Source organism: Mesorhizobium sp. M0618, from assembly GCF_040320765.1.
Lineage (GTDB): Bacteria > Pseudomonadota > Alphaproteobacteria > Rhizobiales > Rhizobiaceae > Mesorhizobium.
In genome coordinates this window covers 48,765-71,088 of record NZ_JAMYQH010000003.1, presented here as the reverse complement: position 1 = coordinate 71,088, position 22,324 = coordinate 48,765, and the positions used below count along the sequence as shown (strand labels likewise).

The window sequence follows — 22,324 nt, the reverse complement described above, 5'->3', positions numbered from 1 at the left end:
CGTTGGAAGTAGCGGCATAATCGGAGCTTTAAAAACTTCGCAGTTCCAAACTGGACGGCGGTTCACTAATGTCGCGTCGCAATAGCGGCCCCCGGTGAATCATGTCCGACGCTCCCAAGACTTCCGGCGTGACCCGGCTGAGGAACTATTTCCTCACGGGCTTCATTGTCTGCGCGCCGCTGGCGATCACCGCCTACATTGCATGGTCTTTCATCGGCTGGGTCGATTCCTGGGTGAAACCCTATATTCCGGCCCGCTACAGCCCTGACACCTACCTGTCGTTTCCTGTGCCGGGGTTCGGGCTGATCGTGGCGCTCATCCTGATCACGCTGATCGGCTTCCTGACGGCAAACATCGTCGGCCGCGCCATCGTCAATTTCGGCGAGCGCCTGCTTGGCCGCATGCCGCTGGTGCGGGGCATCTATGGCTCGCTGAAGCAGATTTTCGAGACCGTGCTGTCGAACAAGGGTGACATGTTCCGCCAGGTCGGGCTGGTCGAATATCCGCGCAAGGGTGTGTGGTCGCTGGTGTTCGTCGCCAGCGAGAAGGAAACCGAGATCAACCAGAAGCTTGACCAGGAGGGCGATCCGCTGATTGCCGTGTTCATGCCGTGCACGCCGAACCCGACCACCGGATTCCTGATGTATGTGCCGAAGTCGGACATCGTGCTGCTCGACATGACGATCGAGGACGGCGCCAAGCTGATCGTGTCGGCCGGACTGGTGGCGCCCGAGGTCAAACAAATGGTTGTCGTGAATGGCGAGCCAATCGAGGGAATGCTCGCCAACCCATCGGTTGCCGCCCTGGCTCAGCCGGCGCGCAGGAGCCGCACGGCCTCGTCGCGGCCGAACAAATAAAGCAGCAGGCGCAACGCCTCGCCACGCTGCGATTGCAGCTCCGGGTCGCGCGACAGGATCAGCCTGGCATCGTCGCGGGCGGCCTCCAGAAGGTCGGCATGCGCCTCGATGCGCGCCACCTGGAAACCCGGCGTGCCGGACTGGCGGGTGCCCAGCAATTCGCCTTCGCCGCGCAGCCTCAGGTCCTCCTCGGCGATCAGGAACCCGTCCTCGGTCTCGCGCATCACCGACAGTCGGCGTTTTGCGGTCTCGCCGAGCGGGTCCTTGTAGAGCAGCACGCAGGAGGAGGGCTTGTCGCCACGCCCGACCCGGCCGCGCAACTGATGCAATTGGGCGAGGCCGAAGCGCTCGGCATGCTCGATGACCATGACGGTGGCGTCCGGTACGTCGACGCCGACCTCGATGACCGTGGTGGCGATCAGGATGCGTGTCTCGCCCTGCTTGAAGGCGCGCATCGCCTCGTCCTTCTCGGCACCCTTCATGCGGCCGTGAACGAGACCGATGCGATCGCCGAACAATGGTTTCAGCGAGGCGAAGCGGTCTTCGGCCGACATCAGCTTGATTTCTTCGGATTCCTCGACCAGCGGACAGATCCAGTAGATCTTCTGGCCGCCGGCCACCGCCTCGACCATGCGGTCGACCAGTTCGTCGAGCCGCTCGAGTGGCAGCGTAACGGTACGGATCGGTTGGCGGCCGGCCGGTTTTTCCGTCAGCTTCGATACGTCCATGTCGCCGAAGGCGGTCAGCACCAGCGTGCGGGGGATGGGAGTGGCCGTCATCACCAGCATGTCGGGCGCATCGCCCTTGGCGGTGATGGCGAGCCGTTGATGGACGCCGAAACGGTGCTGCTCGTCGATCACGGCAAAGACCAGGTCGTGGAACATGACCGTCTCCTGGAACAGCGCATGGGTGCCGACGACGATGTCGATCTCGCCGCTTGCCAGGCCGGCCAGCGTATCAGCGCGTTCGCGGCCCTTCTCGCGGCCCGTGAGGATGGCGATGCGCAGCCCGACCTTGGCGGCAAGCGGCGTGATGGTCGCCAGATGCTGGCGCGCCAGGATTTCGGTCGGTGCCATCAAGGCTGCCTGGCCGCCAGCCTCGACAGCCCGCGCCATGGCCAGCAGCGCGACGACCGTCTTGCCGGAGCCGACATCGCCCTGCAGAAGCCGCAGCATGCGCTCGGGATCGGCGAGGTCGGCATTGATTTCGGCCAGCGCGAACTCCTGGCTCGGTGTCAGCGAATAGGGCAGTGCGGCCCGCAGTTTTTCGACGATGCGGCGGTCGCCGACCAGAGGGCGGCCGGACAGGCGGCGGACTTTTGCCCGCACCAGCGCCAGCGAGACCTGGCCCGCCAGCAACTCATCATAGGCGAGGCGCCGCCAGGCAGCGCCATCGACGGAGACATCGATCGGGTCGGCCGGATTGTGGATGCGGGCAAGCGCGCCGGCAAAGGAGGGAGACGTGTGGCGGCGCATGAAAGCGCCGTCCTGCCATTCGGGAAATTCGGGCACACGCGCCAGCGCCTGGCCGATCGCCCGGCGCAGCACCTTGCCCGAGAGCCCGGCTGTCAGGGGATAGACCGGTTCGACCAGCGGCAGGTTTTCCGCCTCGCTGGCGAGCGCGATATGGTCGGGGTGGACCATGCTCGGGCGGCCGTTGAACCATTCCATGCGGCCGGAGACCACGACATGCTCGCCCTCGGGCATCGCCTTTTCGAGATAGGAAGCGTGAGCATGGAAGAAGGTCAGCGCGATCTCGCCGGTGTCGTCATGGGCGAAGACCCGGTAAGGCACCGACCTGTTGCCGCGCGGCGGCGGCTGGTGGCGGTCGATGCGCACCTCCAGCGTCACGATCTGGCCCTCCGCGGATCCTGCGATGCCCGGCCGGCTGCGCCGGTCGATGACGGTGTGCGGCAGCACGAACAGAAGGTCGCCCGCGCGGGCGGGGCGGTCACCCAGATCGGCCGGGACAACCTTCTCGATCAGCGCGCCGACTTTCGGTCCAACGCCGGCAAGCGAGGTGATCGGGACAAACAAGGGATCGAGGATGGAAGGTCTCATCTGAGAGAAACCATGCGGTGTCTGCGCTCACCCCCCTCTGGCCTGCCGGCCATCTCCCCCTCAAGGGGGGCGATTAGCAGTTCTGACCTCGCCCGCCTTGCGCAGTTGGAAATTGGCGAAAGCAGTCGTGCCATACGATCTCCCTCCTTGAGGGGGAGATGTCCGGCAGGACAGAGGGGGGTGCTAGCGCCGATACTGTCAGGAATATTCGTCACACCGAGATGTTAGACGCCAACCGGGCCGTTGCAAGGCTGACAGCCCCTTCTATCCACGCTATATGCGCCCGCAGCAAGCAAGGATGCGGCACGATGACCGGAACGACGAGATCAAGCGAGGGGCTCGACGTCCGCCGCCGCAAGCTTCTGTTTCGCTCCTGGCATCGCGGCATGCGCGAGATGGACCTTATCCTCGGCACCTTCGCCGACGCTGAGATCGGCGCCTTGACCGGCGACGAAATCGACCAATATGAGAGGCTCCTCGACATTCCCGATACCGAATTCCTGCCCATGGTCACCGGCGAACGCCCGGTTCCGGCCGATATCGATTGTGCCGTCCTGCAAAAGATCCTGGCTTTCCGCCAGTCCATGACATTTTGAACAACGACAGTCTGAACGACGTGATTTCATGAGCCTCATTCCCACCATCGGTCTGCCGAAAGGCCGCGCCGGCCAGTTCATCGTCGACGGCGTCGCCGACGGCTACGAAGCCTTTGCGCTGGTGCAGGCGGCACTCGAGATCGCGCCCGACAAGCCGGTTCTGTTCGTCGCGCGCGACGGTCAGCGCCTGCCGGCGATCATCGAGGCGCTGTCTTTCGCGGCCCCCGGCCTGCCGGTGCTGGAACTGCCGGCCTGGGATTGCTTGCCCTACGACCGCGTCTCGCCCGGCTCGGATGCGGCCGCCAAGCGCCTCGATGCACTGACCGCCATGATCGCGCTGGCGAAGAAGCCGCACCGCGCCGTCATTCTCACCACCGCCAATGCGCTGCTGCAGCGCATTCCGCCGGCGGATCTCGTCGAGGCACAGACCTTCCACGCCAGGCCCGGCAACCAGATCGACATGAACGTACTGGTGTCGCGACTGGAAACGTCCGGTTTCGAACGCGTGCCGACCGTGCGCGGTATCGGTGAATTCGCGGTGCGCGGCGGCATTCTCGACCTGTTCGCCCCCGGCTGGACCGAAGCGCTCAGGCTCGACTTCTTCGGCGACACGCTGGAATCGATCCGTGTCTTCGACGCCGCCACGCAGCGCACCACCGGCCAGCGCAAGTCGATGGCGTTGCAGGCGATGAGCGAAGTGGCGCTGACGCCGGAAACCATCAGCCGTTTCCGCCGCTCCTATATCGAAGCCTTTGGCGCTCCACAGCGCGATGACGGGCTCTATGCAGCAGTCAGCGAAGGCAGGCGGTTTGCCGGCATGGAACACTGGCTGCCGTTTTTCTATGAGCGGCTGGAGACGGTGTTCGACTATCTGCCTCACACGCCTGTCATCTTCGACCATCTGGCGCATGAGGCGCTGGCCGAGCGCCACACGCTGATCCTCGACCATTACGAGGCGCGCAAGAAGCAGGCGGACGGTGCCTTGAAGGACGCCGTGCCCTACAAGCCGGTCGCACCGGACCTGCTCTATCTCTCCCCGGAAAACCTGATTGCCTCGCTAGGGCCGCGTGAAGCGATCGACTTCACGCCGTTTGACGCGCCTGACGCCGGCGCGAAAAAGGTTTTTCATGCCGGTTCGCGCCCTGGCCGCAGCTTTGTCGAGGAACGCGCCGACCCGAACGTCAATGTGTTCGACGTTGTCGTCAAACACATCGCCGATGAGCGCGCGGCGCGCCGCCGCGTCGTCATCGCCGGCTGGACCGAGGGCTCGCTCGATCGGCTTGGCCAGATCCTTGCCGAACACCATCTCGGCAACCTCAAGCAGGTTGCAACGCTGGCGGAAGCCGAAAAGCTCGAGCCGGGTCAGGCGGCCTTGGCCGTGCTGCCGCTCGAATCCGGCTTCGAAACCGAAAAACTGGTCGTCGTTGCCGAACAGGACATTCTCGGCGACCGGTTGATCCGGCGCTCGAAACGCAAGAAGCGTCCCTCGGATTTCATTGCCGAGGCCTCGGCATTGTCGGCCGGCGACATTGTCGTCCACGCCGACCACGGCATTGGCCGGTTTATCGGGCTGCGCACCATCGAAGCGGTCGGTGCACCGCATGACTGCCTGGAAATCCACTATGCCGGCGACGACCGGCTGTTCCTGCCGGTCGAGAACATCGAACTCCTGTCGCGCTATGGTTCTGACACAGCCGAGGCGACGCTGGACAAGCTTGGCGGCGGCGCCTGGCAGTCGCGCAAGGCGCGGCTGAAGAAACGCCTGCTTGACATGGCCGGGCAGCTGATCCGCATCGCCGCCGAGCGGCAAATGCGCTCCGCACCGCCACTGGTGCCGGCAGAAGGCCTCTATGGCGAGTTCGCGGCCCGCTTTCCCTATGAGGAGACCGACGACCAGCAGACGGCGATCGACTCGGTGCGCGACGATCTGGCCGCCGGCAAGCCGATGGACCGGCTGATTTGCGGCGATGTCGGCTTCGGCAAGACCGAAGTGGCGCTGCGCGCTGCCTTCATCGCGGCGATGGAAGGCTTTCAGGTGGCGGTTGTGGTGCCGACGACATTGTTGTCGCGCCAGCATTTCAAGACCTTTTCGCAGCGTTTCTCCGGCCTGCCGATCCGTGTCGGCCAGGCGTCGCGGCTAGTCGGCGCCAAGGAACTGGCCGAGACCAAGAAAGGTATCGCCGAGGGCCAGGTCGACATCGTCATCGGTACGCATGCGCTGCTCGGTTCCGCAATCTCGTTCAAGAACCTTGGCCTGCTGATCATCGACGAAGAGCAGCATTTTGGCGTCAAGCACAAGGAGCGGCTGAAGGATTTGAAGACCGACGTGCACGTGCTGACGCTGTCGGCGACGCCGATCCCGCGCACGCTGCAACTGGCGTTGACCGGGGTGCGCGAACTGTCGCTGATCGCCACGCCGCCGGTCGACCGCATGGCGGTGCGCACCTTCATCTCGCCCTTCGATCCGCTGGTCATCCGCGAGACGCTGCTGCGCGAGCGCTATCGTGGCGGCCATTCCTTCTATGTGGTGCCGCGCATCAGCGATCTCTCGGAAATCCATGATTTCCTGAAGGAATCCGTGCCGGAGTTGAAGGTGGCGGTGGCCCATGGCCAGATGCCGCCGGGCGAACTCGACGACATCATGAATGCCTTCTACGACGGCCAGTACGATGTGCTGTTGTCCACGACCATCGTCGAATCCGGCCTCGACATCCCGACCGCCAACACGCTGATCATCCATCGCGCCGACATGTTCGGCCTGTCGCAGCTTTACCAGTTGCGCGGCCGCGTCGGCCGCTCGAAGGTGCGCGCCTATGCGCTGTTCACGCTGCCGGCCAACCGCAAGCTGACCGACACCGCGGAGCGGAGGCTGAAGGTGCTGCAATCGCTCGATACTCTGGGCGCCGGCTTCCAGCTCGCCAGCCACGATCTCGATATCAGGGGCGCCGGCAATCTTCTCGGCGAAGAGCAGTCCGGCCACATCAAGGAGGTCGGCTTCGAGCTCTACCAGCAGATGCTGGAAGAGGCTGTCGCCGAGGTGAAGGATTCCGGCGAGGTCCAGGATGGCGGCTGGTCGCCGCAGATTGCCGTCGGCACGGCGGTGATGATCCCGGAAAGCTATGTTCCGGACCTGCAGCTTCGGCTGGCGCTTTATCGCCGTCTCGGCGATCTCGAGAACACCGAGGAAATCGACGCTTTCGGCGCCGAGCTGATCGACCGCTTCGGCCCGCTGCCGGAAGAGGTCAAGCATCTGCTCAAGATCGTCTTCATCAAGGCGCTCTGCCGCAAAGCCAATGTCGAGAAGCTCGACGCCGGGCCGAAGGGCGTCGTCATTCATTTCCGCAAGCGCGAATTCTCCAACCCGGTTGGGCTCGTCCGGTTCATCGGCGAGCAGGGCTCGCTGGCCAAGATCCGGCCGGACCACAGCGTCGTCTTCGTACGCGATTGGCCAACCCCCGAGAAGCGATTGGCGGGCTCGGCGGTGGTCATGACGCAGTTGGCGCGGCTGGTGGAGAAGGCGGCATAGCCCGCCCGGACCATTCGCCAGCGCTTGAATTCCGGTCTAGAATAGGAAATCGGCTTCGTGTATGGAGCCGCGATCCCCAAATGGGGGCGGGAATGGCGGAGTATAGGCCGCTGGAAAGAGCGTTGGGTGCAGCGATGACGAAATGGTCGCCGAATTCGTGGAGAGCAAAGCCGATCAAGCAGGTCCCTGCCTATCCGGACCTTGCCGCGCTGAAGAACACGGAGGCCCAGCTCGCAACCTTTCCGCCGCTGGTTTTTGCCGGTGAGGCGCGCAAGCTGAAGAAGCAGCTCGCTTCTGTCGCCGCCGGTGACGCATTCCTCCTGCAGGGCGGCGATTGCGCCGAGAGCTTCGCCGAGCATGGCGCGGACAACATCCGCGACTTCTTCCGCGTCTTCCTGCAGATGTCCGTGGTGCTCACCTTCGCCGGCGCGCAGCCGGTGGTGAAGGTCGGCCGCGTTGCCGGCCAGTTCGCCAAGCCGCGATCGTCCGACAACGAGACCAAGGGTGAGGTGACGCTGCCCAGCTATCGCGGCGATATCATCAACGGCATCGAATTCGACCCCAAGTCGCGCATTCCGGACCCCGCTCGCCAGGAGATGGCGTATCGCCAGTCGGCGGCGACGCTCAACCTTTTGCGCGCCTTCGCGCAAGGCGGCTATGCCAGCCTGGAGAATGTGCACCGCTGGATGCTCGGCTTCGTGTCCGACAGTCCGCAGGGCGAGAAATACGAGTCTCTTGCCAACCGCATCACCGAGACGATGGACTTCATGAAGGCCGTCGGCATCACCTCGGAAACCAACTACGCGCTGCGCGAGACCGATTTCTACACCAGCCACGAGGCGCTGCTGCTCGGCTATGAGGAGGCACTGACGCGTGTCGATTCGACCTCCGGCGACTGGTACGCCACCTCGGGTCACATGATCTGGATCGGAGACCGCACCCGCCAGCCCGACCATGCGCATGTCGAATATTGCCGTGGCATCAAGAACCCGCTCGGCCTGAAATGCGGTCCGTCGCTGACGCCGGACGGCTTGCTGGAGCTGATCGACCTGCTCAATCCCGAGAACGAGCCCGGCCGGCTGACGCTGATCGCCCGCTTCGGTTCCGACAAGGTCGCCGACCATCTGCCGAAGCTGGTGCGCGCGGTGCAGAAGGAAGGCCGCTCCGTGGTGTGGTCGTCGGATCCGATGCACGGCAACACGATCGAGGCCGCCGGCTACAAGACGCGGCCGTTCGACCGCATTCTGAAGGAGGTGCAGACCTTCTTCGAGGTGCACCGCGCCGAAGGCACGCATCCGGGCGGCATCCATGTCGAGATGACCGGCAAGAACGTCACCGAATGCACCGGTGGCGCGCGCGCCATCACCGCCGAGGAGTTGCAGGACCGCTACCACACCCATTGCGATCCGCGTCTTAACGCCGACCAGGCGATCGAACTGGCGTTCCTGGTCTCGGATCTGTTGAAGAAGAGCCACCCGGTGCAGCACAAGCAGGTTGCCAACGGCTGATTTTCGCGCAGTCCGAATAAGATCCACGAAAGGGCGTCCGAGAAATCGGGCGCCTTTTATGTCTGCGCTAGTCCAGTGTTCCCGGCACCAGCGGGCAGGGACTGTCAGTCCTTCTTGTAGAGCAGCCAGCTCTTGCCGGCCCGGGGGCCTGCCATCGTCGAGTGCCTGGTGACGCGGTTGCGGCCGCTGACCTTCGAGCGATAGAGCGCCCGGTCGGCCTTGGTGTAGAGATCTTCGGGTCCTTCGGCTTCGGACGCCATGCAGATACCCATCGAGACGGTAACGGTGCCGTAATTCGTACCGGTCTGGCTGCTGGTGAACGGCGTCTGCGCGATCAGGGCACGAATACGCTCCGCGACGTCATAGGTGGCGTCCTCGCTGGCGCCCTCGATGATCAGCGCGAACTCCTCGCCGCCGGTGCGGGCGACGAACATGTCGCCGCGAATGCTGGTCTGGAAAATATCGGCGATGCTCTGGATGATCTTGTCGCCGACCGGGTGGCCATAGCGGTCGTTGATATCCTTGAAGCGGTCGATGTCGACAAGAACCAGGGCGTTGAACAGGATACCCCTGTTGCTGTTGTAGATCCTGGTGATCTCCTTGTCGAAGGCGCGCCGATTCCAGATATGGGTCAACGGATCGGTGTCGGCCAGCCGCTTATACTCCTCAAGCTTCGACTTGACGCTCTCGAGTTCGGCCGTCTTGTCGCTGAGCGTCGAGGCCACCTGCCGGCCGTGATCGATCGTCGAATTGGTGGCAACCGCCATGGCGTTGGCGATCTTCTGCAGGAGATCCTGAGAGAGAAGGCTGCGGCCGCTGAGGCCGCTCGATGTCTCATCGAGGATCCTGCCGTATTTCTCGATGTGGCTGCGCTCGCTCCGCAGCAACGAAGCAACCTCCTCGAGCTCCCTGGCGATGACGTCTCTGGCATGCTCGACGATGCCCGGACCATGGTTGTGGGCAAAGAAAGTGCGCCCGATCTGGTCCAGTTCATCTTGTGTCGGCCGGCTGCTCAGCGAAACGACGGCGAGGCTGAGTTCGCGATTGGTGCCGCTCAGCGCCTCGTAGAAAATCTCGTAGTTGCGCGGCAGGCTGAGCACGCCCAGCTGGCGCATTGTGGCAACGACACTGGCCGCGATGTCGGTGCTTCGTTCGGTCGGAAGAGCTGCCGGCTGCATTTTTGATTCTTCCCCTCGGATTCCGCTGTAGAATTCGCGGGTTCCCTTTGTCGCCGACCTGGGGAATGCGACCGACTCCAGAACAACTTGCAAAGGGATGCGTCCCCACCCACGACCTTCGCTTGCCATGACCATAAATGCGCCAGCGCTAAAGTTTCCTTAATTTGCCGAGATTCCACAGTTTTTCTCTACCTGCGGCTGTAAAAGCTTAAATTTGCGCACCCAATAATCGAAAACGACGCCAGTTTGGTGGCTTTGAATCCGAAATTCGCGCATCGCGCTCTTGAAAATGAAACCGAATTTCGGATTCACCACGCCAGTACATGTCGCATTTGCTTGCGTGTGGTCGTCGCAAAGCTGGAATCCTGACGACGATGCTGAGGCAGAGTTTTCCTCGAGGAGGTCGAAATGAGCGACAATCACACGGGATCGTGTCTGTGCGGAGCGGTTCGCTTCAAAACGCACGGAGCGCTGCGTGGCGTCGTCTATTGTCATTGCTCGCAATGCCGCAAGCAGAGCGGACATTTCTATGCCGCGACCAATGTTGCCAACGCCGACATTGTGATCGAGGGCACGGAAAGTATCACCTGGTACGAAGCCTCTACCTTCGCCAGGCGTGGGTTCTGCAAGGCATGCGGATCGGTGCTGTTCTGGAAGCCGCGAGACCAGGACTACGTTTCAGTCATGGCGGGATCGTTCGACAAGCCGACAGGTCTTGAGGGGGAATGCCATATCTTCGTCGGTGACAAGGGTGACTACTATTCGATCGACGACGGGCTGCCGCAGTTTGAAAAGTCGACACCGTCCATACCGGTTGCTGAATGAATCTTGGACAAGTCACCTTATTCCATTGATCTGGCCAGCCATTGCATTATCCCGTGCCGGTGATTCGCAAAGGGGTTTGGCATGCAGCGGCTGATCGATGCTTATTTCAATTCGGTGCGGGCGTTTCGCAAGCTGGCCACCAGCGAGAAGGCTTTCCAGCAGGAGCTGATGCTGCTGGCGCTTGCCTTGCCGCTCGGCTGGTTCGTTTCGATCTCGTGGCGCGGTTATGCTTTGCTGATCGGCGCCGTGCTGCTCTTGATCATGGTCGAAGTGCTGAACACCGGCATCGAGGCGGCATGCGACGCTTTCAGCCGCGAGTTCAATGTCGATATCCAGTTGGCCAAGGATTGCGGTTCGCTGGCGGTGCTGATTTCGGTGCTCATCGTCGCCGGCGTCTGGGGTATCGCCATTATCGAGCGGATTACGGGACTACCGATCTAGCATCTTGGTTCCTATATGACGGTCACCAAAGGAAACCGTCATGTCTGAAGCCACGAACCTTCTGCTTCTCGAGCGGGCCGGCCTGCCGGACGATCTGCGCTGGCTCGTCGAAAAATACCCGCGTGAAAACTGGCAGGACCATGCCAACATCCACGGCATCGCCAATATGTGGCTGCAGCGGCACGACATGTTCCGCGAACTTGGCGGCATGCTGACCAAGGGCATTGGCGATTATCGCGAGGGCAGGTTGACGGCGCCCGACTTCGCACGCTGGTTCGCGCCGCGCCTCAATCATTTTCTCGGTAATCTCGATGGCCACCACAATGTCGAGGATTACCAATATTTCCCGGTCTTCACCAAGGCCGAGCCCCGGCTGAGGCGCGGCTTCGAGATTCTCGATGCCGACCACCACACCATCCATGAAGGGCTGGAGCGCAATGCCGAGGCGGCCAATGCCTTCATCAAGACGCTGCAGCAGAGCGAGGACAGACAGCGCTTCGCCGCCGACGCCTATGCCGACGAAAACAGCCGGCTGATCGCCATGTTGACCCGGCATCTTGCCGACGAGGAAGACCTGATCATTCCGCTGATCCTCGATCGGGGTGATGTGGCGCTCGGTGTAGATTGACGATCAGCTCTCCTTGGCACTCTCCCTCCTGGCGATATGACGGGCGACGAACCAGGCAAGGATCGCCACTGCCAGGCCGATGCCAAGCCCGACGAGCAACCGTTCATGGCGCATGAACGCCTGGCCGATGAAGTGCTCGGCCCCCAGTCCAAAGACGTAACCGATCGTGCCGAACAGCGCTGCCCAGATCGCCGATGAAATGGCGTTGAGGATGACGAAGCGCGGCGCAGGGATATTGGAAAGCCCGGCCGCGATGCCGCCGACCAGGCGCATGCCGTAGACGTAGCGGTTCGACAGCACGAAGATGTTGGGATGGGTATTCAGCAGCCGATAGGCGCGGCGGAAACCTGGCCGTTTGCGCAATCTGACGACATAACGGTGGTCGGCGAAGCTTCGTCCAAGGGTGAAGAAGAAGGTGTCGCCGACAAAGGCGCCGAGGGCCGCCGCGACAAAGGCGTGCCACAGCACGAAGACATGCTGATGCGCCAAGAAGCCGCCGAGGATGGCGGCACTTTCACCTTCGGCGACGCAGCCCAGAAAGACCGCAAGCAGCCCGTATTGTTCGATGAAATGATGGATCGCGTCGGTCATGAAGCCGACTGCTGCGAAGACAGCCTTTCGTCGATCCGCTTGACGAGATCGGCCAGCCGCACGATCTCGTCGCGCATGCCGAGGATCTGGCCGTGGCGGAGTTCATCCAGCTTTTCATGCAGCGCCATGATCTCGATCTCGGCCTTCAGATTGACCTCATAATCGTGGGCGGCGTCGATGCGGTCGCGTTCGGTCTGGCGGTTCTGCGCCATCATGATCACCGGCGCCTGCAAGGCGGCGACCATCGATAGAACGAGGTTCAGGAAGATGAACGGGTAGGGATCGAAGGCGTCGCGTGACAGCAGCCACACATTGCCTGATGTCCACAGGATCAGAAAGGCGAGAAAGGTCAGGATGAAGGACCATGAGCCGCCGATGCGGGCGATCGTATCGGCAAGCCGGTCGCCGAAGGTCTGGTGGAAGGCAACAGCCTTGTTGGTGTCCCGCGAGATGGTGGTGCGTTCGAGCGTCGATTGCAGCACCCGGCTTTCGAGTTGGCTGAGGCCGTCCGGCCGCCGCTTGAGCCAGCGGTTCGCCAGGTCGTCGATCGTCTTGTTCATGGCCATCTCCAGGGTCTTTGGCTTGCCGTAAGAGGTAGAGGCTGCCGGCTCACACGGGAAGTGTTAGATTGATTCCAGTTGCCGAGGGACCAATGGCCGATTTCAAGAAAATTCGCGCACGCGCCGCAAAACGCAAGGGCGGCGAAGAGGAACTGACGTCGCTGCTGGGTCCGGCGCCTGACAATGCCGCCGTGGCTGACATCGCCGATGACCGCATTCTCTCTGTTATGGCCGAACGCGTCTTCGCCGCTGGTTTCGTCTGGCGGGTCATCGAGCAGAAATGGCCAGGCTTCGAAGAGGCGTTCCTGCGCTTCGAGCCGAAGCGGCTGTTGTTCCAGCCCGATGATTTCTGGCACGATCTGACGGCCGACCAGCGCATCGTGCGCAACCCGCAGAAGATCAGATCCGTGCGCGACAACGCTGCCTTCGTCGAGCGCGTGTCGAAGGAATATGGCGGTTTCGGCCAATTCCTCGCCAACTGGCCGGCTGACGACCAGGTCGGGCTGATGGCCTGGCTCGGCAAGCATGGCAGCCGGCTGGGCGGCAATACGGGCCAGTATTTCCTGCGCTGGCTGGGTTGGGATGCGTTCGTCATCTCGGGCGATATGGCCGCGGCGTTGCGCGACGCCGGCCTAGACATCGCCGAAAGCCCGACTTCGAAGAAGGACCTGGACAAGATCCAGAGGCAAATCAACCAATGGGCAGCGGAGACGCATCTGCCGCGCCGGCATATTTCACGCATCCTGGCGATGTCGATCGGCGAGAACCATTCGCCGCAAGCGCTGCGCGAATATATGGGCGACGACTGATACCTGGTCGTATCGCCACGATTGAAGTACGTTGATCGGTCCGTACACGGTTGACGTATGTCAATCGGTCCGAATTGGTCCAAACGAACGCCATTGCCCGGGCAATTTTGCCGCGCTAAGTCAGCAGGCATGACCAAGAAGCTCGACATCCTGCGCATCGCCGTCGCCCAGCTCAATCCGACTGTCGGCGACATATCAGGCAATCTCGCCAAGGCCCGCGAGGCGAGGGCGGATGCCGCACGTCAAGGCGCCGATCTCGTGCTCTATACCGAGCTTTTCCTCGCCGGCTATCCGCCGGAGGATCTGGTGCTGAAGCCGGCCTTTTTGAAAGCCTGCGAAAAGGCGGCACAGGATTTTGCCGCCGACACCGCGGATGGAGGTCCCGGCGTCATCATCGGCACGCCGTTGAAGCGCAAGAGCGGCACGCACAATTCGATCGTCTTCGCCGATGGTGGCAAGATCATCGCGGAACGTTACAAGCTCGATCTGCCTAACTACGGCGAGTTCGACGAGAAGCGCGTCTTCCAGGCCGGACCCGAGATCCAGGGGCCGGTCAATTTCCGCGGCGTGCGCATCGGAGTTCCGATCTGCGAGGACATCTGGGGCGATGTCGATATCTGCGAGTCGCTGGCCGAAAGCGGGGCGGAAATCCTGCTGGTGCCGAACGGCTCGCCCTACTACCGCGCCAAGATCGATGTCCGCCACCAGGTCGTCATCCGCCAGGTCATCGAATGCGGGCTGCCGATGATCTATGCCAACCAGCTTGGCGGCCAGGACGAGCTGATCTTCGACGGCGCCTCGTTTGCCATTGGCGCCGACAAGACGCTTGCCTTCCAGATGAGCCAGTTCGAGGAAGCGGTCGACGTCACTACATGGAAACGCCAGGGCGATCACTGGGTCTGTTCCGAAGGGCCGATGTCGAAAATTCCGGACCGGGAGGAGGCCGACTATCGCGCCTGCATGCTAGGCCTGCGGGACTACGTCAACAAGAACGGCTTCAAGAATGTGGTGCTTGGTCTGTCCGGCGGCATCGATTCGGCGATCTGCGCGGCGCTCGCCGTCGATGCGCTCGGCGAGGAACGCCTGCGCGCGGTGATGATGCCCTACCGCTACACCTCGAAGGACTCGCTGAAAGATGCCGAGGATTGCGCCCGGGCGCTCGGCTGCCGCTACGACATCGTGCCGATCTTCGAGCCGGTCGAAGGGTTTCTGCACGCGCTGACGCAGATGTTCGAAGGCACCAAGGAAGGCATCACCGAAGAGAATCTGCAGAGCCGCGCGCGCGGCACCATCCTGATGGCGATCTCCAACAAGTTCGGCTCGATGGTCGTCACCACCGGCAACAAGAGCGAGATGTCGGTCGGCTACGCTACGCTCTATGGCGACATGAATGGCGGCTTCAATCCGATCAAGGATCTCTACAAGATGCAGGTCTACGCGCTGTCGCGCTGGCGCAACAGCCACGTGCCGCCGGGCGCGCTTGGCCCCTCGGGCGAGGTGATCCCGAAAAACATCATCGACAAGGCGCCATCGGCGGAATTGCGCGAGAACCAGACCGACCAGGATTCGCTGCCGCCCTATCCGGTGCTGGACGATATTCTCGAATGCCTGGTTGAGAACGAGATGGGTGTCGACGATATCGTCGCGCGCGGCCATGACCGGGCGACAGCGACGCGCATCGAGCACCTGCTCTACATCGCAGAATACAAGCGACGGCAGGCGGCGCCGGGCGTGAAGATCACCAAAAAGAATTTTGGCCGCGACCGCCGCTATCCCATCACCAATCGTTTCAGGGATCGCAGCTAAGTACCGAAAGCGCGCGGCGGTGCGGCCGGAGACAGCCATGCCCGATTGTGAAATCAGCTTCGACATGTCACGGATCGATTTCCGTGCGACATCGGACCTGTTGATGGCAAGCTATTGGGGCGCCGGACGCACTGACGAAGTCCATCGCCGCGCCTTTGCCAATTCACTGTGCGTCGGTGCCTATGTCGATGGCAAGCAAGTCGGCTTCGGCCGCGCGATCACCGACCGCACGGTATTCGCCTATCTCGCCGATATCATCGTCTGGCCGGAGAACCGCGGGCAGGGCATAGGCAGCCGGCTCGTCCAGGCCCTGATCGACCATCCGGAGGTCAGGACCGTTTTCCATTGGAGCCTGTCGACCAGCGATGCCCATGGCATGTATGAAAAGCTCGGGTTCAAGCCATCAACCGATGGCCGCTACATGCGCTTCGATCGCGTTTCTGAATGAGGCGCGGCTTGCCCGCCATTGTTGCAAAATAATCGCAGTGGTTGGACCAGATACGCTTTTGGCGTCAGCCCGTCTTGGCGATGCATCGGAGCGTCTCTATAAGGACCCCTCCGCAATTGTCTTGCGGGAGGTCCGAATGGCAGTATTTCACATGGTAATGCGAGGCCGCGAAGCCTAGGTCTCATCCGGCGCTCAGCGAAGGTTTGCCCTTCGTGCTGATGCCGGATCGAGCACAGGCTTATGCCGATGCCGGTCGCCGCCCGATTATGGGCGAGACGCCAAATATGCCACTCCGCTTTCCGGGCACTCATTGGCCCCTTGCGCGGCTTCTTCAATTTTCGACCTACCGGGATCGGGCTCGTTTGTGCCCGAATGACATCATGGCTCTCGTTTTAAGATCGATTTGCGCGCGAGCGCCTTTCGCAGCGTTCTTGGCTTCACGCTTACCCATTGGCGGCGCCAGCCTTGGCGGCTCTCGCTCATCATGGGCAGCTTCCTGCTGTCGACGCTGGCCGATGTGCTGACGCCGCTCTATTCCGGCCGGCTGGTCGACGCCGTCGCCAGCAGCGCCGGCGCCGACGCGATTGCCTGGAATGCCGCGATGACGGCGTTCTCGATGTTGATGGCGCTCGCGCTGGCCGGCGTCGTGTTGCGCAACCTGGCGTTCATGGGGATCGTCGAGCTGACTTTGAAGATGATGGCCGACATCGCCGCCGATGCTTTCCATCGCGTCCAGCGCTTTTCCACCGACTGGCATGCCAACAGCTTTGCCGGCTCGACCGTGCGCAAGGTGACGCGCGGCATGTGGGCGCTCGACCTGCTCAACGACACCATCCTCATCGCTCTGCTGCCGTCAATCGTCATGCTGGTCGGCTCGACATTGCTGCTCGGCTGGTTCTGGCCGTTGATGGGTGCGGTCGTTGCTGCCGGTTCGGTGCTGTTCATCACGGTGACGGCGCTGCTGTCACTTGGCTATGTCGCGCCGGCGGCAAGGCTCGCCAACACCTGGGATACCCGCCTCGGCGGCTCGCTGGCCGACGCGGTCAGCTGCAACGCCGTGGTCAAGGGCTTTGGCGCCGAGGAGCGCGAAGAACGCCGACTGGCCAAGGTCGTCGCCAAATGGCGTGCGCGTACACGGCGCACCTGGGTGCGCGGCACTATCAACGGCACCACGCAAGGGGTACTGCTGCTGATCATGCGCGCCGCGGTGATCGGCCTGGCGCTGATGCTGTGGTCGTGGGGGCAGGCGAGCGCCGGCGACGTTGCCTTCGTGCTGACCTCGCTCTTCGTGCTGCAGGGCTATCTCAGGGATATCGGCACGCATATCCGCAATCTGCAGCGCTCCATCAACGATATGGAAGAGCTGGTCGATTTCCAGTCCGAACCGCTCGGCATCGAGGACCGGCCCGGTGCCAAGCCGATCCGGATCACCGAAGGACGGATCAGCTTTGACAACGTCACCTTTCACTATGGCCATCACCGATCGGCGCTTTACCGCGACTTTTCGGTCGATATCGCGCCGGGTGAGCGCGTCGGGCTGGTCGGCCATTCGGGGTCGGGGAAGACGACCTTCGTCAAGCTTATCCAGCGGCTCTATGACGTGAATGCGGGTAAAATCCTGGTCGACGGCCAGGACATCTCGCAGGTGGCGCAAGCCTCGCTGCGCGGGCAGATCGCCATCGTTCAGCAGGAGCCGATCCTGTTCCACCGGTCGCTGGCCGAAAACATCGCCTATGCCAGGCCGAGTGCGACGCAGGAGGAGATCGAGCATGCCGCGAAGCTGGCGAGTGCGCATGACTTCATCATCAACCTGCCGAAGGGTTACGGCACGCTGGTCGGCGAACGCGGCGTGAAACTGTCGGGCGGCGAGCGTCAGCGCGTGGCGATCGCGCGCGCCTTCCTTGCCGATGCGCGCATCCTGATCCTCGACGAGGCGACATCGAGCCTCGATTCGGAATCGGAGGTGCTGATCCAGCAGGCGATGGAGCGGCTGATGGTCGGCCGCACGACGCTGGTCATCGCGCACCGGCTTTCGACGGTGAGGGCGCTGGACCGGCTGCTGGTCTTCGATCGCGGCAACATCGTCGAGGAAGGCTCGCATGAAGAACTGATCCGGCTGACAGGCGGCATCTACCGCCGCCTGTTCGAGCGCCAGGCATTGGAACTGACCAAGGGACTTGTGAGCTGACCTGAGGCGGCCTCCAGCTTCGGCCGGAGGCCGCCTCTGTCCGGCACGGTCAGCCCAGCGGGCTGGAGCAGGGCATGCGATCGCAGGGCCGCGGCCAACCCGCGGATCAGCGCCGTGATGCTGGCCGACTTGATTTGCCTGTGAAGTCCTGTCCGGATAGTAAGTCTTGAGACCTCTGTTCATCATACCGACCGAGATACGTTGTTTCTACCATTGGTTGATATATATCCGATGGAGAGCAACCTACGGACGTTCTTCACGATGCATCTTTCTGCGAATGCCGAGGAAAAGTTGGCTGCGCCGTCAGTGCTGGAATCTCAGCATGGCTCGGTTCGTCCGCTCGCTGCCGAAGATCTCGAGCGCGTCGCCGCACTCTTCCTGACGAAGTTTCGCCGGCGGCGGCGTCACCTCCTAGATCGCGCAATCGCCGAGACGGCCGCGTATATGAGAGAGATTTATCTCGACCCTGCCGGCCACTCCGGTGAAAGCAACGCTCTTGTCCAGATCAACCGGCAGGGTCGTCTGGGTGGATTCCTCGGCGTTCTGAAAGCCCGCTACGAGCTCAATGGAGCGCCATTGAATGCGGCGATCATCGGGCCGCTCATGGCCGACCCCGGCACCGATGACGGCTCGGCCGGACCCCAATTGCTGCGTGCCTTGCATCAAGGCGAATTCGATCTGCAACTGACCGATTCGGCCAACCGGACATCCTTGGCCTTCGCGCGCCCGATGAAGTACCAACTCCTTCCGGTGCATTGTCTGGGATGGACATATGTTTTCCGGCCGGCGGCGATGGCCGCCTCCGCACTGCACCGTAAATGGCCTGGCCTGCCTCGCCTTGTACTCGATCCATGCGCGAGAGCATTCGATGCTCTCGCAAAGAAAAGGTTCGAGCCCCCCGTCCTCCATTCATCGTCGCATCGCACCCATCGTGAGCCGATGGATGCCGTGCAATTTGCCGAGAACCTGCCGACCCTCCTGTCTGGCTACGCTCTTCGGCCGAGTTGGAAGGATGGGGAATTGCCACGGCTGCTTGCGCTGGCGGCCGAGAAGCGGGCCGACGGCCCCCTTCATTTCGGTGGGACCTACGACGAAACGGGCAAAATGCTCGGTTGTTATGCCTTCTACGGTCAAGCCGGCGACATGGCGAACCTGTTGCAAATCCAGGCATCCGGATCGCACTGGGGCGCGACTCTGGATGCGCTTGTCGCCGCCGCATGGGAGATGGGCTGCGTCGGCATCACCGGGCAGACGCAGACCAGATTCATACCCCAACTCTTTGGCTACAAAAATGTCTTCTTCCGCTATGCCGGGGGAACGATGGTCCGCTCGCGCATCGCCGAGGTCACGGAAGCGGTCCGCTCCGGCGACATTTTTATCGGTGGATTGGTGGGCGACCGCTGGACCCGCCTCAGTTCCGATGATTTCGGCCGCTGATCGCCTTCAACCGGCAGGGTTGCGACCTCGGGTAACGGGTTCCTTCGCCGCGCGTAGACTGACGGAGCATTAAAGGAAAAACCCACCTGCGCGGCGGGTCACTGGCGCAAATCAGCACCATACCCAAATGTGTACCATAGGTGAGGGCACGGAGTCAAGAAAAAATTCCTATCAGGCGCTGCCGAACTGGCTGTCGTCAGGTCTTTTCTTAATCCCGAGTTCAGTCGGAGGCGTCCACCGCCCGGTCTTTTCATTCCAGCCGCCATGTTCTATGTCTGCCGGGCAACGCGGGGGCGCGTCTTGTCAACCACAAAAGCATCCGGTACGCCCCGTTCATGACAGTTACCGTTCGTTTCGCCCCGTCGCCGACCGGCCGCATTCATATCGGCAATGCGCGCACGGCCCTGTTCAACTGGCTGTTCGCCATGAACAACAAGGGCCGATTCATCCAGCGCTTCGACGACACCGACATTGCGCGCTCGAAGCAGGAGTTTTCCGACGCCATCCTCTATGACCTGCATTGGCTGGGCATTTTTCCCGACGCCACCGAGTACCAGTCGCGGCGCTTCGAAGTCTATGACGCGGCGGTCGAGAGGCTGAAGACGGCAGGCGTTCTCTATGCCTGCTACGAAACGCCGGAGGAACTCGATCTCAGGCGCAAGGTGCGCCGCACGCGCGGCCTGCCGCCGGTCTATGGCCGCGAGGCGCTGACACTGACGCAAGAGCAGATCGACGAGTACCAGGCCGATGGCCGCCGGCCGCACTGGCGGTTTCTCCTCCCCAATTTCTCAGGCGATCCACAACAGCCGGAACGCACCGAAATCCACTGGAACGACCTGGTACGCGGTGAGGAAACCGTCGATCTGGCCTCGCTTTCCGACCCGGTCCTGGTGCGCGAGGACGGCACCTATCTCTATACGCTGCCTTCCGTGGTCGACGACATTGAGATGGGCGTCAGCCATGTCATCCGCGGCGACGATCATGTCACCAACACCGGCGTGCAGATCGCCCTGTTCCAGGCTCTGGATGCCGAGCCGCCAGTGTTCGGCCACCATAATCTCCTGACCACCGCATCGGGCGAGGGCTTGTCTAAGCGCACCGGCGCACTCTCCATCGAGAGCCTGCGCGAGGACGGCATCGAGCCGATGGCCGTCGCATCATTGGCCGTTCTGGTAGGCACTTCGGAGAATGTCGCAGCGATGCCGACGATGGGCGAACTCGCCGAACGCTTCGATCCGGCGGCGACATCGAAATCCGCGGCCAAGTTCGATCCGGACGAGCTGTTCGTACTCAACCGGTCGCTGCTGCACCACATGCCGTTCGCCGAGGCACAAGACCGTCTGATCGTGCTCGGCGTCTCCGGCGAGCAGGCCGAACCGTTCTGGCTGGCGGTGCGCGGCAATCTCGACAGGCTGGCCGATGCGGTCAATTGGTGGCGCATCCTGCGCGAAGGGCCTCAGGAGACGCCGGAATTTTCCGATGAGGACCGCGACTTTCTTCGACAGGCGTTCGACCTGTTGCCGGAGGAACCCTGGACCGCGACGATCTGGAAGGACTGGACGGGCAAGATCAGGGAAGCGACCGGCCGCAAGGGCAAGGCGTTGTTCATGCCGCTCAGAACAGCCCTTACCGGACTGCCTTCGGGGCCGGAGCTTGCAGATCTATTGCCGCTGATGGGTCGGGAAGGAACGTTGGCCCGACGACCCTGACCTTCCGCTGTTCCGGCGGCAAGGCTGATATCGGCGACGTCACCGGCTTGGCGGAAACCCGCTTGATCGTCTCGCGGTCGAGCCCGCCTTCCTGATTGGCCAGCGTTTCGGGATCGGCACCTGGATCCGGTTTGGAGATCGGCACCGGAATGAACGGTGCGGAGTCCGTCTCGGGTTGCAACTGTTCCGGATTCGGCGGGTTGCCGGCGATGATCTGAAAACCCTGCGCGGCGGCGTTGCAGCCGCAAGCCGGCGGCCGCGACATATCGGGCTGCTTGTAGAGATAGGCGGTCGGCAATTCACTGTAGGGCCGGCCGGTGACAGATGACGTCATCGAGGCCGAATCGTCGCCCATGCCGCGCGAGTAGAAAACCTGCATTTCGGTGCCGGGGCAGCTCGATTCGCAATTCTTCTGGTCACGTTCGAAATCGCCAGCCGAGGCTGAGTTCGACATCGGGAAGAAGTAGCCGTCGCAGGTGCGCACACAGGAGGTGTGGAACTCACCGCCGACGCTCGGAAAATCGGGTATGCCGGGCTGGTTGAGCACCCGGCGGACATTGCGCTCCTCGCCTGGATCGTCGGGCGGGCTAGGCTCATCAAGCATATCGAGTTGCTGGCTGTTGCCGCCAAAAAGCTGATTGAACAGGTTTGCGCTGCCGCCGTCGCGGTTGGCTTCCTGCAAAGGCGTCCGCCGAGGCGCTACGATGTCGTCGCGGCAGCCATTGGCGTCAAGCGCCGCCAGGATGCGTCCGCGGTCGCGGCGAGAGCCGCCGCCGGCCAGCCGCTCGCGCTTGTTCTGCAAGGCGTCGAGATTGGCATTCATGCGGTCGATCGTGGCGTTGAGTCCGGCGCATTGATTGAGGTTGCGACCAAACAGCGAAAAACCGCACCCGGCCCGGCTCGCCTGGCTGCGAGCCTTCGAAATCTGTTCATGCTGCCTGGCAATTGCGGAATCGTATTTCCGGATCAGCGCCGGACCGCCACCGCCGCCGCGCGAGGACGCGGCAAGATCGGCTTCCAGCTGGCGGCAGACCCGCGAAGCAGCCTGTGGCTCGGCCACCCCCCAGGTTGCAGACAACAGGAGGCCAAGCAGCACGGCAGCATGCGCCTGCTTCCACCCTCCGCTTGCCATCCGCCCAAACTCCGCCTGCCAAATC

At 62.5% G+C, this 22,324-nt stretch carries 18 protein-coding genes; 13 read left to right on the top strand and 5 right to left on the bottom strand.

The window, feature by feature from the left end; all coding sequences use genetic code 11:
* Nucleotides 1-101: 101 nt before the first annotated feature.
* Nucleotides 102-857: a DUF502 domain-containing protein gene (locus NKJ04_RS04375; protein ID WP_027036784.1), complete on the top strand. Its 756-nt coding sequence runs from the start codon at nt 102-104 to the stop codon at nt 855-857.
* Here NKJ04_RS04375 and recG read toward each other — a convergent pair.
* Nucleotides 809-2,917, bottom strand: coding sequence for an ATP-dependent DNA helicase RecG (gene recG / locus NKJ04_RS04370; RefSeq protein ID WP_352673670.1), 2,109 nt, complete (start codon nt 2,915-2,917; stop codon nt 809-811). The genes NKJ04_RS04375 and recG overlap by 49 nt on opposite strands.
* 308 nt (nt 2,918-3,225) lie before the next feature.
* Here recG and NKJ04_RS04365 point away from each other — a divergent pair, with 308 nt between their 5' ends.
* The 3 genes from NKJ04_RS04365 to NKJ04_RS04355 all read left to right on the top strand — a co-directional run bounded on the left by NKJ04_RS04365 (nt 3,226) and on the right by NKJ04_RS04355 (nt 8,547).
* Nucleotides 3,226-3,513: a succinate dehydrogenase assembly factor 2 gene (locus NKJ04_RS04365; RefSeq protein WP_023810556.1), complete on the top strand. Its 288-nt coding sequence runs from the start codon at nt 3,226-3,228 to the stop codon at nt 3,511-3,513.
* Between the two features lie 28 nt (nt 3,514-3,541).
* Complete coding sequence (mfd, locus tag NKJ04_RS04360) at nt 3,542-7,039, top strand: transcription-repair coupling factor (protein ID WP_352673669.1); 3,498 nt, start codon at nt 3,542-3,544, stop codon at nt 7,037-7,039.
* Between the two features lie 134 nt (nt 7,040-7,173).
* The gene (locus tag NKJ04_RS04355) at nt 7,174-8,547 is read left to right on the top strand and encodes a class II 3-deoxy-7-phosphoheptulonate synthase (RefSeq protein WP_013531905.1); all 1,374 of its coding nucleotides are present in this window, start codon (nt 7,174-7,176) and stop codon (nt 8,545-8,547) included.
* 104 nt (nt 8,548-8,651) lie between these two features.
* Here NKJ04_RS04355 and NKJ04_RS04350 read toward each other — a convergent pair whose 3' ends face one another.
* The gene (locus tag NKJ04_RS04350) at nt 8,652-9,725 is read right to left on the bottom strand and encodes a diguanylate cyclase domain-containing protein (protein WP_023810558.1); all 1,074 of its coding nucleotides are present in this window, start codon (nt 9,723-9,725) and stop codon (nt 8,652-8,654) included.
* Nucleotides 9,726-10,133: 408 nt separating this feature from the next.
* Here NKJ04_RS04350 and NKJ04_RS04345 point away from each other — a divergent pair, with 408 nt between their 5' ends.
* From NKJ04_RS04345 to NKJ04_RS04335, 3 genes are all read left to right on the top strand, one after another.
* Nucleotides 10,134-10,550 carry a GFA family protein gene (locus NKJ04_RS04345; protein ID WP_023810559.1) on the top strand — a complete coding sequence of 139 codons (417 nt, stop codon included), beginning with the start codon at nt 10,134-10,136 and terminating at the stop codon, nt 10,548-10,550.
* 81 nt (nt 10,551-10,631) lie between these two features.
* A complete protein-coding gene (locus tag NKJ04_RS04340) occupies nt 10,632-10,991 on the top strand; it encodes a diacylglycerol kinase (RefSeq protein ID WP_023810560.1) in 360 nt (119 codons plus the stop codon).
* 40 nt (nt 10,992-11,031) lie between these two features.
* A complete protein-coding gene (locus tag NKJ04_RS04335) occupies nt 11,032-11,619 on the top strand; it encodes a hemerythrin domain-containing protein (protein ID WP_128303551.1) in 588 nt (195 codons plus the stop codon).
* Between the two features lie 3 nt (nt 11,620-11,622).
* Here NKJ04_RS04335 and NKJ04_RS04330 read toward each other — a convergent pair whose 3' ends face one another.
* Nucleotides 11,623-12,210 carry a DedA family protein gene (locus NKJ04_RS04330; protein ID WP_128303552.1) on the bottom strand — a complete coding sequence of 196 codons (588 nt, stop codon included), beginning with the start codon at nt 12,208-12,210 and terminating at the stop codon, nt 11,623-11,625.
* The gene (locus NKJ04_RS04325) at nt 12,207-12,770 is read right to left on the bottom strand and encodes a DUF1003 domain-containing protein (protein WP_128303553.1); all 564 of its coding nucleotides are present in this window, start codon (nt 12,768-12,770) and stop codon (nt 12,207-12,209) included. Before NKJ04_RS04325 ends, NKJ04_RS04330 begins: the two co-directional genes overlap by 4 nt.
* 92 nt (nt 12,771-12,862) lie before the next feature.
* Here NKJ04_RS04325 and NKJ04_RS04320 point away from each other — a divergent pair, with 92 nt between their 5' ends.
* From NKJ04_RS04320 to gltX, 6 genes are all read left to right on the top strand, one after another.
* Nucleotides 12,863-13,579: a DNA-3-methyladenine glycosylase I gene (locus NKJ04_RS04320; RefSeq protein WP_023810565.1), complete on the top strand. Its 717-nt coding sequence runs from the start codon at nt 12,863-12,865 to the stop codon at nt 13,577-13,579.
* Nucleotides 13,580-13,708: 129 nt separating this feature from the next.
* Entirely contained in the window at nt 13,709-15,385 is a 1,677-nt protein-coding gene (locus NKJ04_RS04315) for an NAD+ synthase (protein WP_023810566.1), read from the top strand.
* A gap of 37 nt (nt 15,386-15,422) precedes the next feature.
* Complete coding sequence (locus NKJ04_RS04310; protein ID WP_023810567.1) at nt 15,423-15,833, top strand: GNAT family N-acetyltransferase; 411 nt, start codon at nt 15,423-15,425, stop codon at nt 15,831-15,833.
* Between the two features lie 484 nt (nt 15,834-16,317).
* Complete coding sequence (locus tag NKJ04_RS04305) at nt 16,318-18,021, top strand: ABC transporter ATP-binding protein (RefSeq protein ID WP_352673877.1); 1,704 nt, start codon at nt 16,318-16,320, stop codon at nt 18,019-18,021.
* A gap of 231 nt (nt 18,022-18,252) precedes the next feature.
* Nucleotides 18,253-19,458 carry a hypothetical protein gene (locus tag NKJ04_RS04300; protein WP_352673666.1) on the top strand — a complete coding sequence of 402 codons (1,206 nt, stop codon included), beginning with the start codon at nt 18,253-18,255 and terminating at the stop codon, nt 19,456-19,458.
* Nucleotides 19,459-19,793: 335 nt separating this feature from the next.
* On the top strand, nt 19,794-21,167 hold the full coding sequence (gltX, locus tag NKJ04_RS04295; protein ID WP_023810570.1) for a glutamate--tRNA ligase: 1,374 nt from the start codon (nt 19,794-19,796) through the stop codon (nt 21,165-21,167).
* On the opposite strand, the gene NKJ04_RS04290 is transcribed toward gltX, so the two are convergent.
* On the bottom strand, nt 21,085-22,299 hold the full coding sequence (locus NKJ04_RS04290) for a DUF2865 domain-containing protein (RefSeq protein WP_352673665.1): 1,215 nt from the start codon (nt 22,297-22,299) through the stop codon (nt 21,085-21,087). The genes gltX and NKJ04_RS04290 overlap by 83 nt on opposite strands.
* Nucleotides 22,300-22,324 lie beyond the last annotated feature (25 nt).

Excerpts from the sequence above, each read along its gene's own strand:
- NKJ04_RS04290 (WP_352673665.1), bottom strand. The coding sequence starts at position 22,299 with ATGGCAAGCGGAGGGTGGAAGCAGGCGCATGCTGCCGTGCTGCTTGGC.
- NKJ04_RS04345 (WP_023810559.1), top strand. The coding sequence starts at position 10,134 with ATGAGCGACAATCACACGGGATCGTGTCTGTGCGGAGCGGTTCGCTTC.
- NKJ04_RS04365 (WP_023810556.1), top strand. The coding sequence starts at position 3,226 with ATGACCGGAACGACGAGATCAAGCGAGGGGCTCGACGTCCGCCGCCGC.
- recG (WP_352673670.1), bottom strand. The coding sequence starts at position 2,917 with ATGAGACCTTCCATCCTCGATCCCTTGTTTGTCCCGATCACCTCGCTT.
- NKJ04_RS04330 (WP_128303552.1), bottom strand. The coding sequence starts at position 12,210 with ATGACCGACGCGATCCATCATTTCATCGAACAATACGGGCTGCTTGCG.
- NKJ04_RS04305 (WP_352673877.1), top strand. The coding sequence starts at position 16,318 with ATGGGCAGCTTCCTGCTGTCGACGCTGGCCGATGTGCTGACGCCGCTC.
- NKJ04_RS04375 (WP_027036784.1), top strand. The coding sequence starts at position 102 with ATGTCCGACGCTCCCAAGACTTCCGGCGTGACCCGGCTGAGGAACTAT.
- NKJ04_RS04325 (WP_128303553.1), bottom strand. The coding sequence starts at position 12,770 with ATGAACAAGACGATCGACGACCTGGCGAACCGCTGGCTCAAGCGGCGG.
- NKJ04_RS04315 (WP_023810566.1), top strand. The coding sequence starts at position 13,709 with ATGACCAAGAAGCTCGACATCCTGCGCATCGCCGTCGCCCAGCTCAAT.
- gltX (WP_023810570.1), top strand. The coding sequence starts at position 19,794 with ATGACAGTTACCGTTCGTTTCGCCCCGTCGCCGACCGGCCGCATTCAT.
- mfd (WP_352673669.1), top strand. The coding sequence starts at position 3,542 with ATGAGCCTCATTCCCACCATCGGTCTGCCGAAAGGCCGCGCCGGCCAG.
- NKJ04_RS04350 (WP_023810558.1), bottom strand. The coding sequence starts at position 9,725 with ATGCAGCCGGCAGCTCTTCCGACCGAACGAAGCACCGACATCGCGGCC.
- NKJ04_RS04335 (WP_128303551.1), top strand. The coding sequence starts at position 11,032 with ATGTCTGAAGCCACGAACCTTCTGCTTCTCGAGCGGGCCGGCCTGCCG.
- NKJ04_RS04355 (WP_013531905.1), top strand. The coding sequence starts at position 7,174 with ATGACGAAATGGTCGCCGAATTCGTGGAGAGCAAAGCCGATCAAGCAG.
- NKJ04_RS04340 (WP_023810560.1), top strand. The coding sequence starts at position 10,632 with ATGCAGCGGCTGATCGATGCTTATTTCAATTCGGTGCGGGCGTTTCGC.
- NKJ04_RS04300 (WP_352673666.1), top strand. The coding sequence starts at position 18,253 with ATGGAGAGCAACCTACGGACGTTCTTCACGATGCATCTTTCTGCGAAT.
- NKJ04_RS04310 (WP_023810567.1), top strand. The coding sequence starts at position 15,423 with ATGCCCGATTGTGAAATCAGCTTCGACATGTCACGGATCGATTTCCGT.
- NKJ04_RS04320 (WP_023810565.1), top strand. The coding sequence starts at position 12,863 with ATGGCCGATTTCAAGAAAATTCGCGCACGCGCCGCAAAACGCAAGGGC.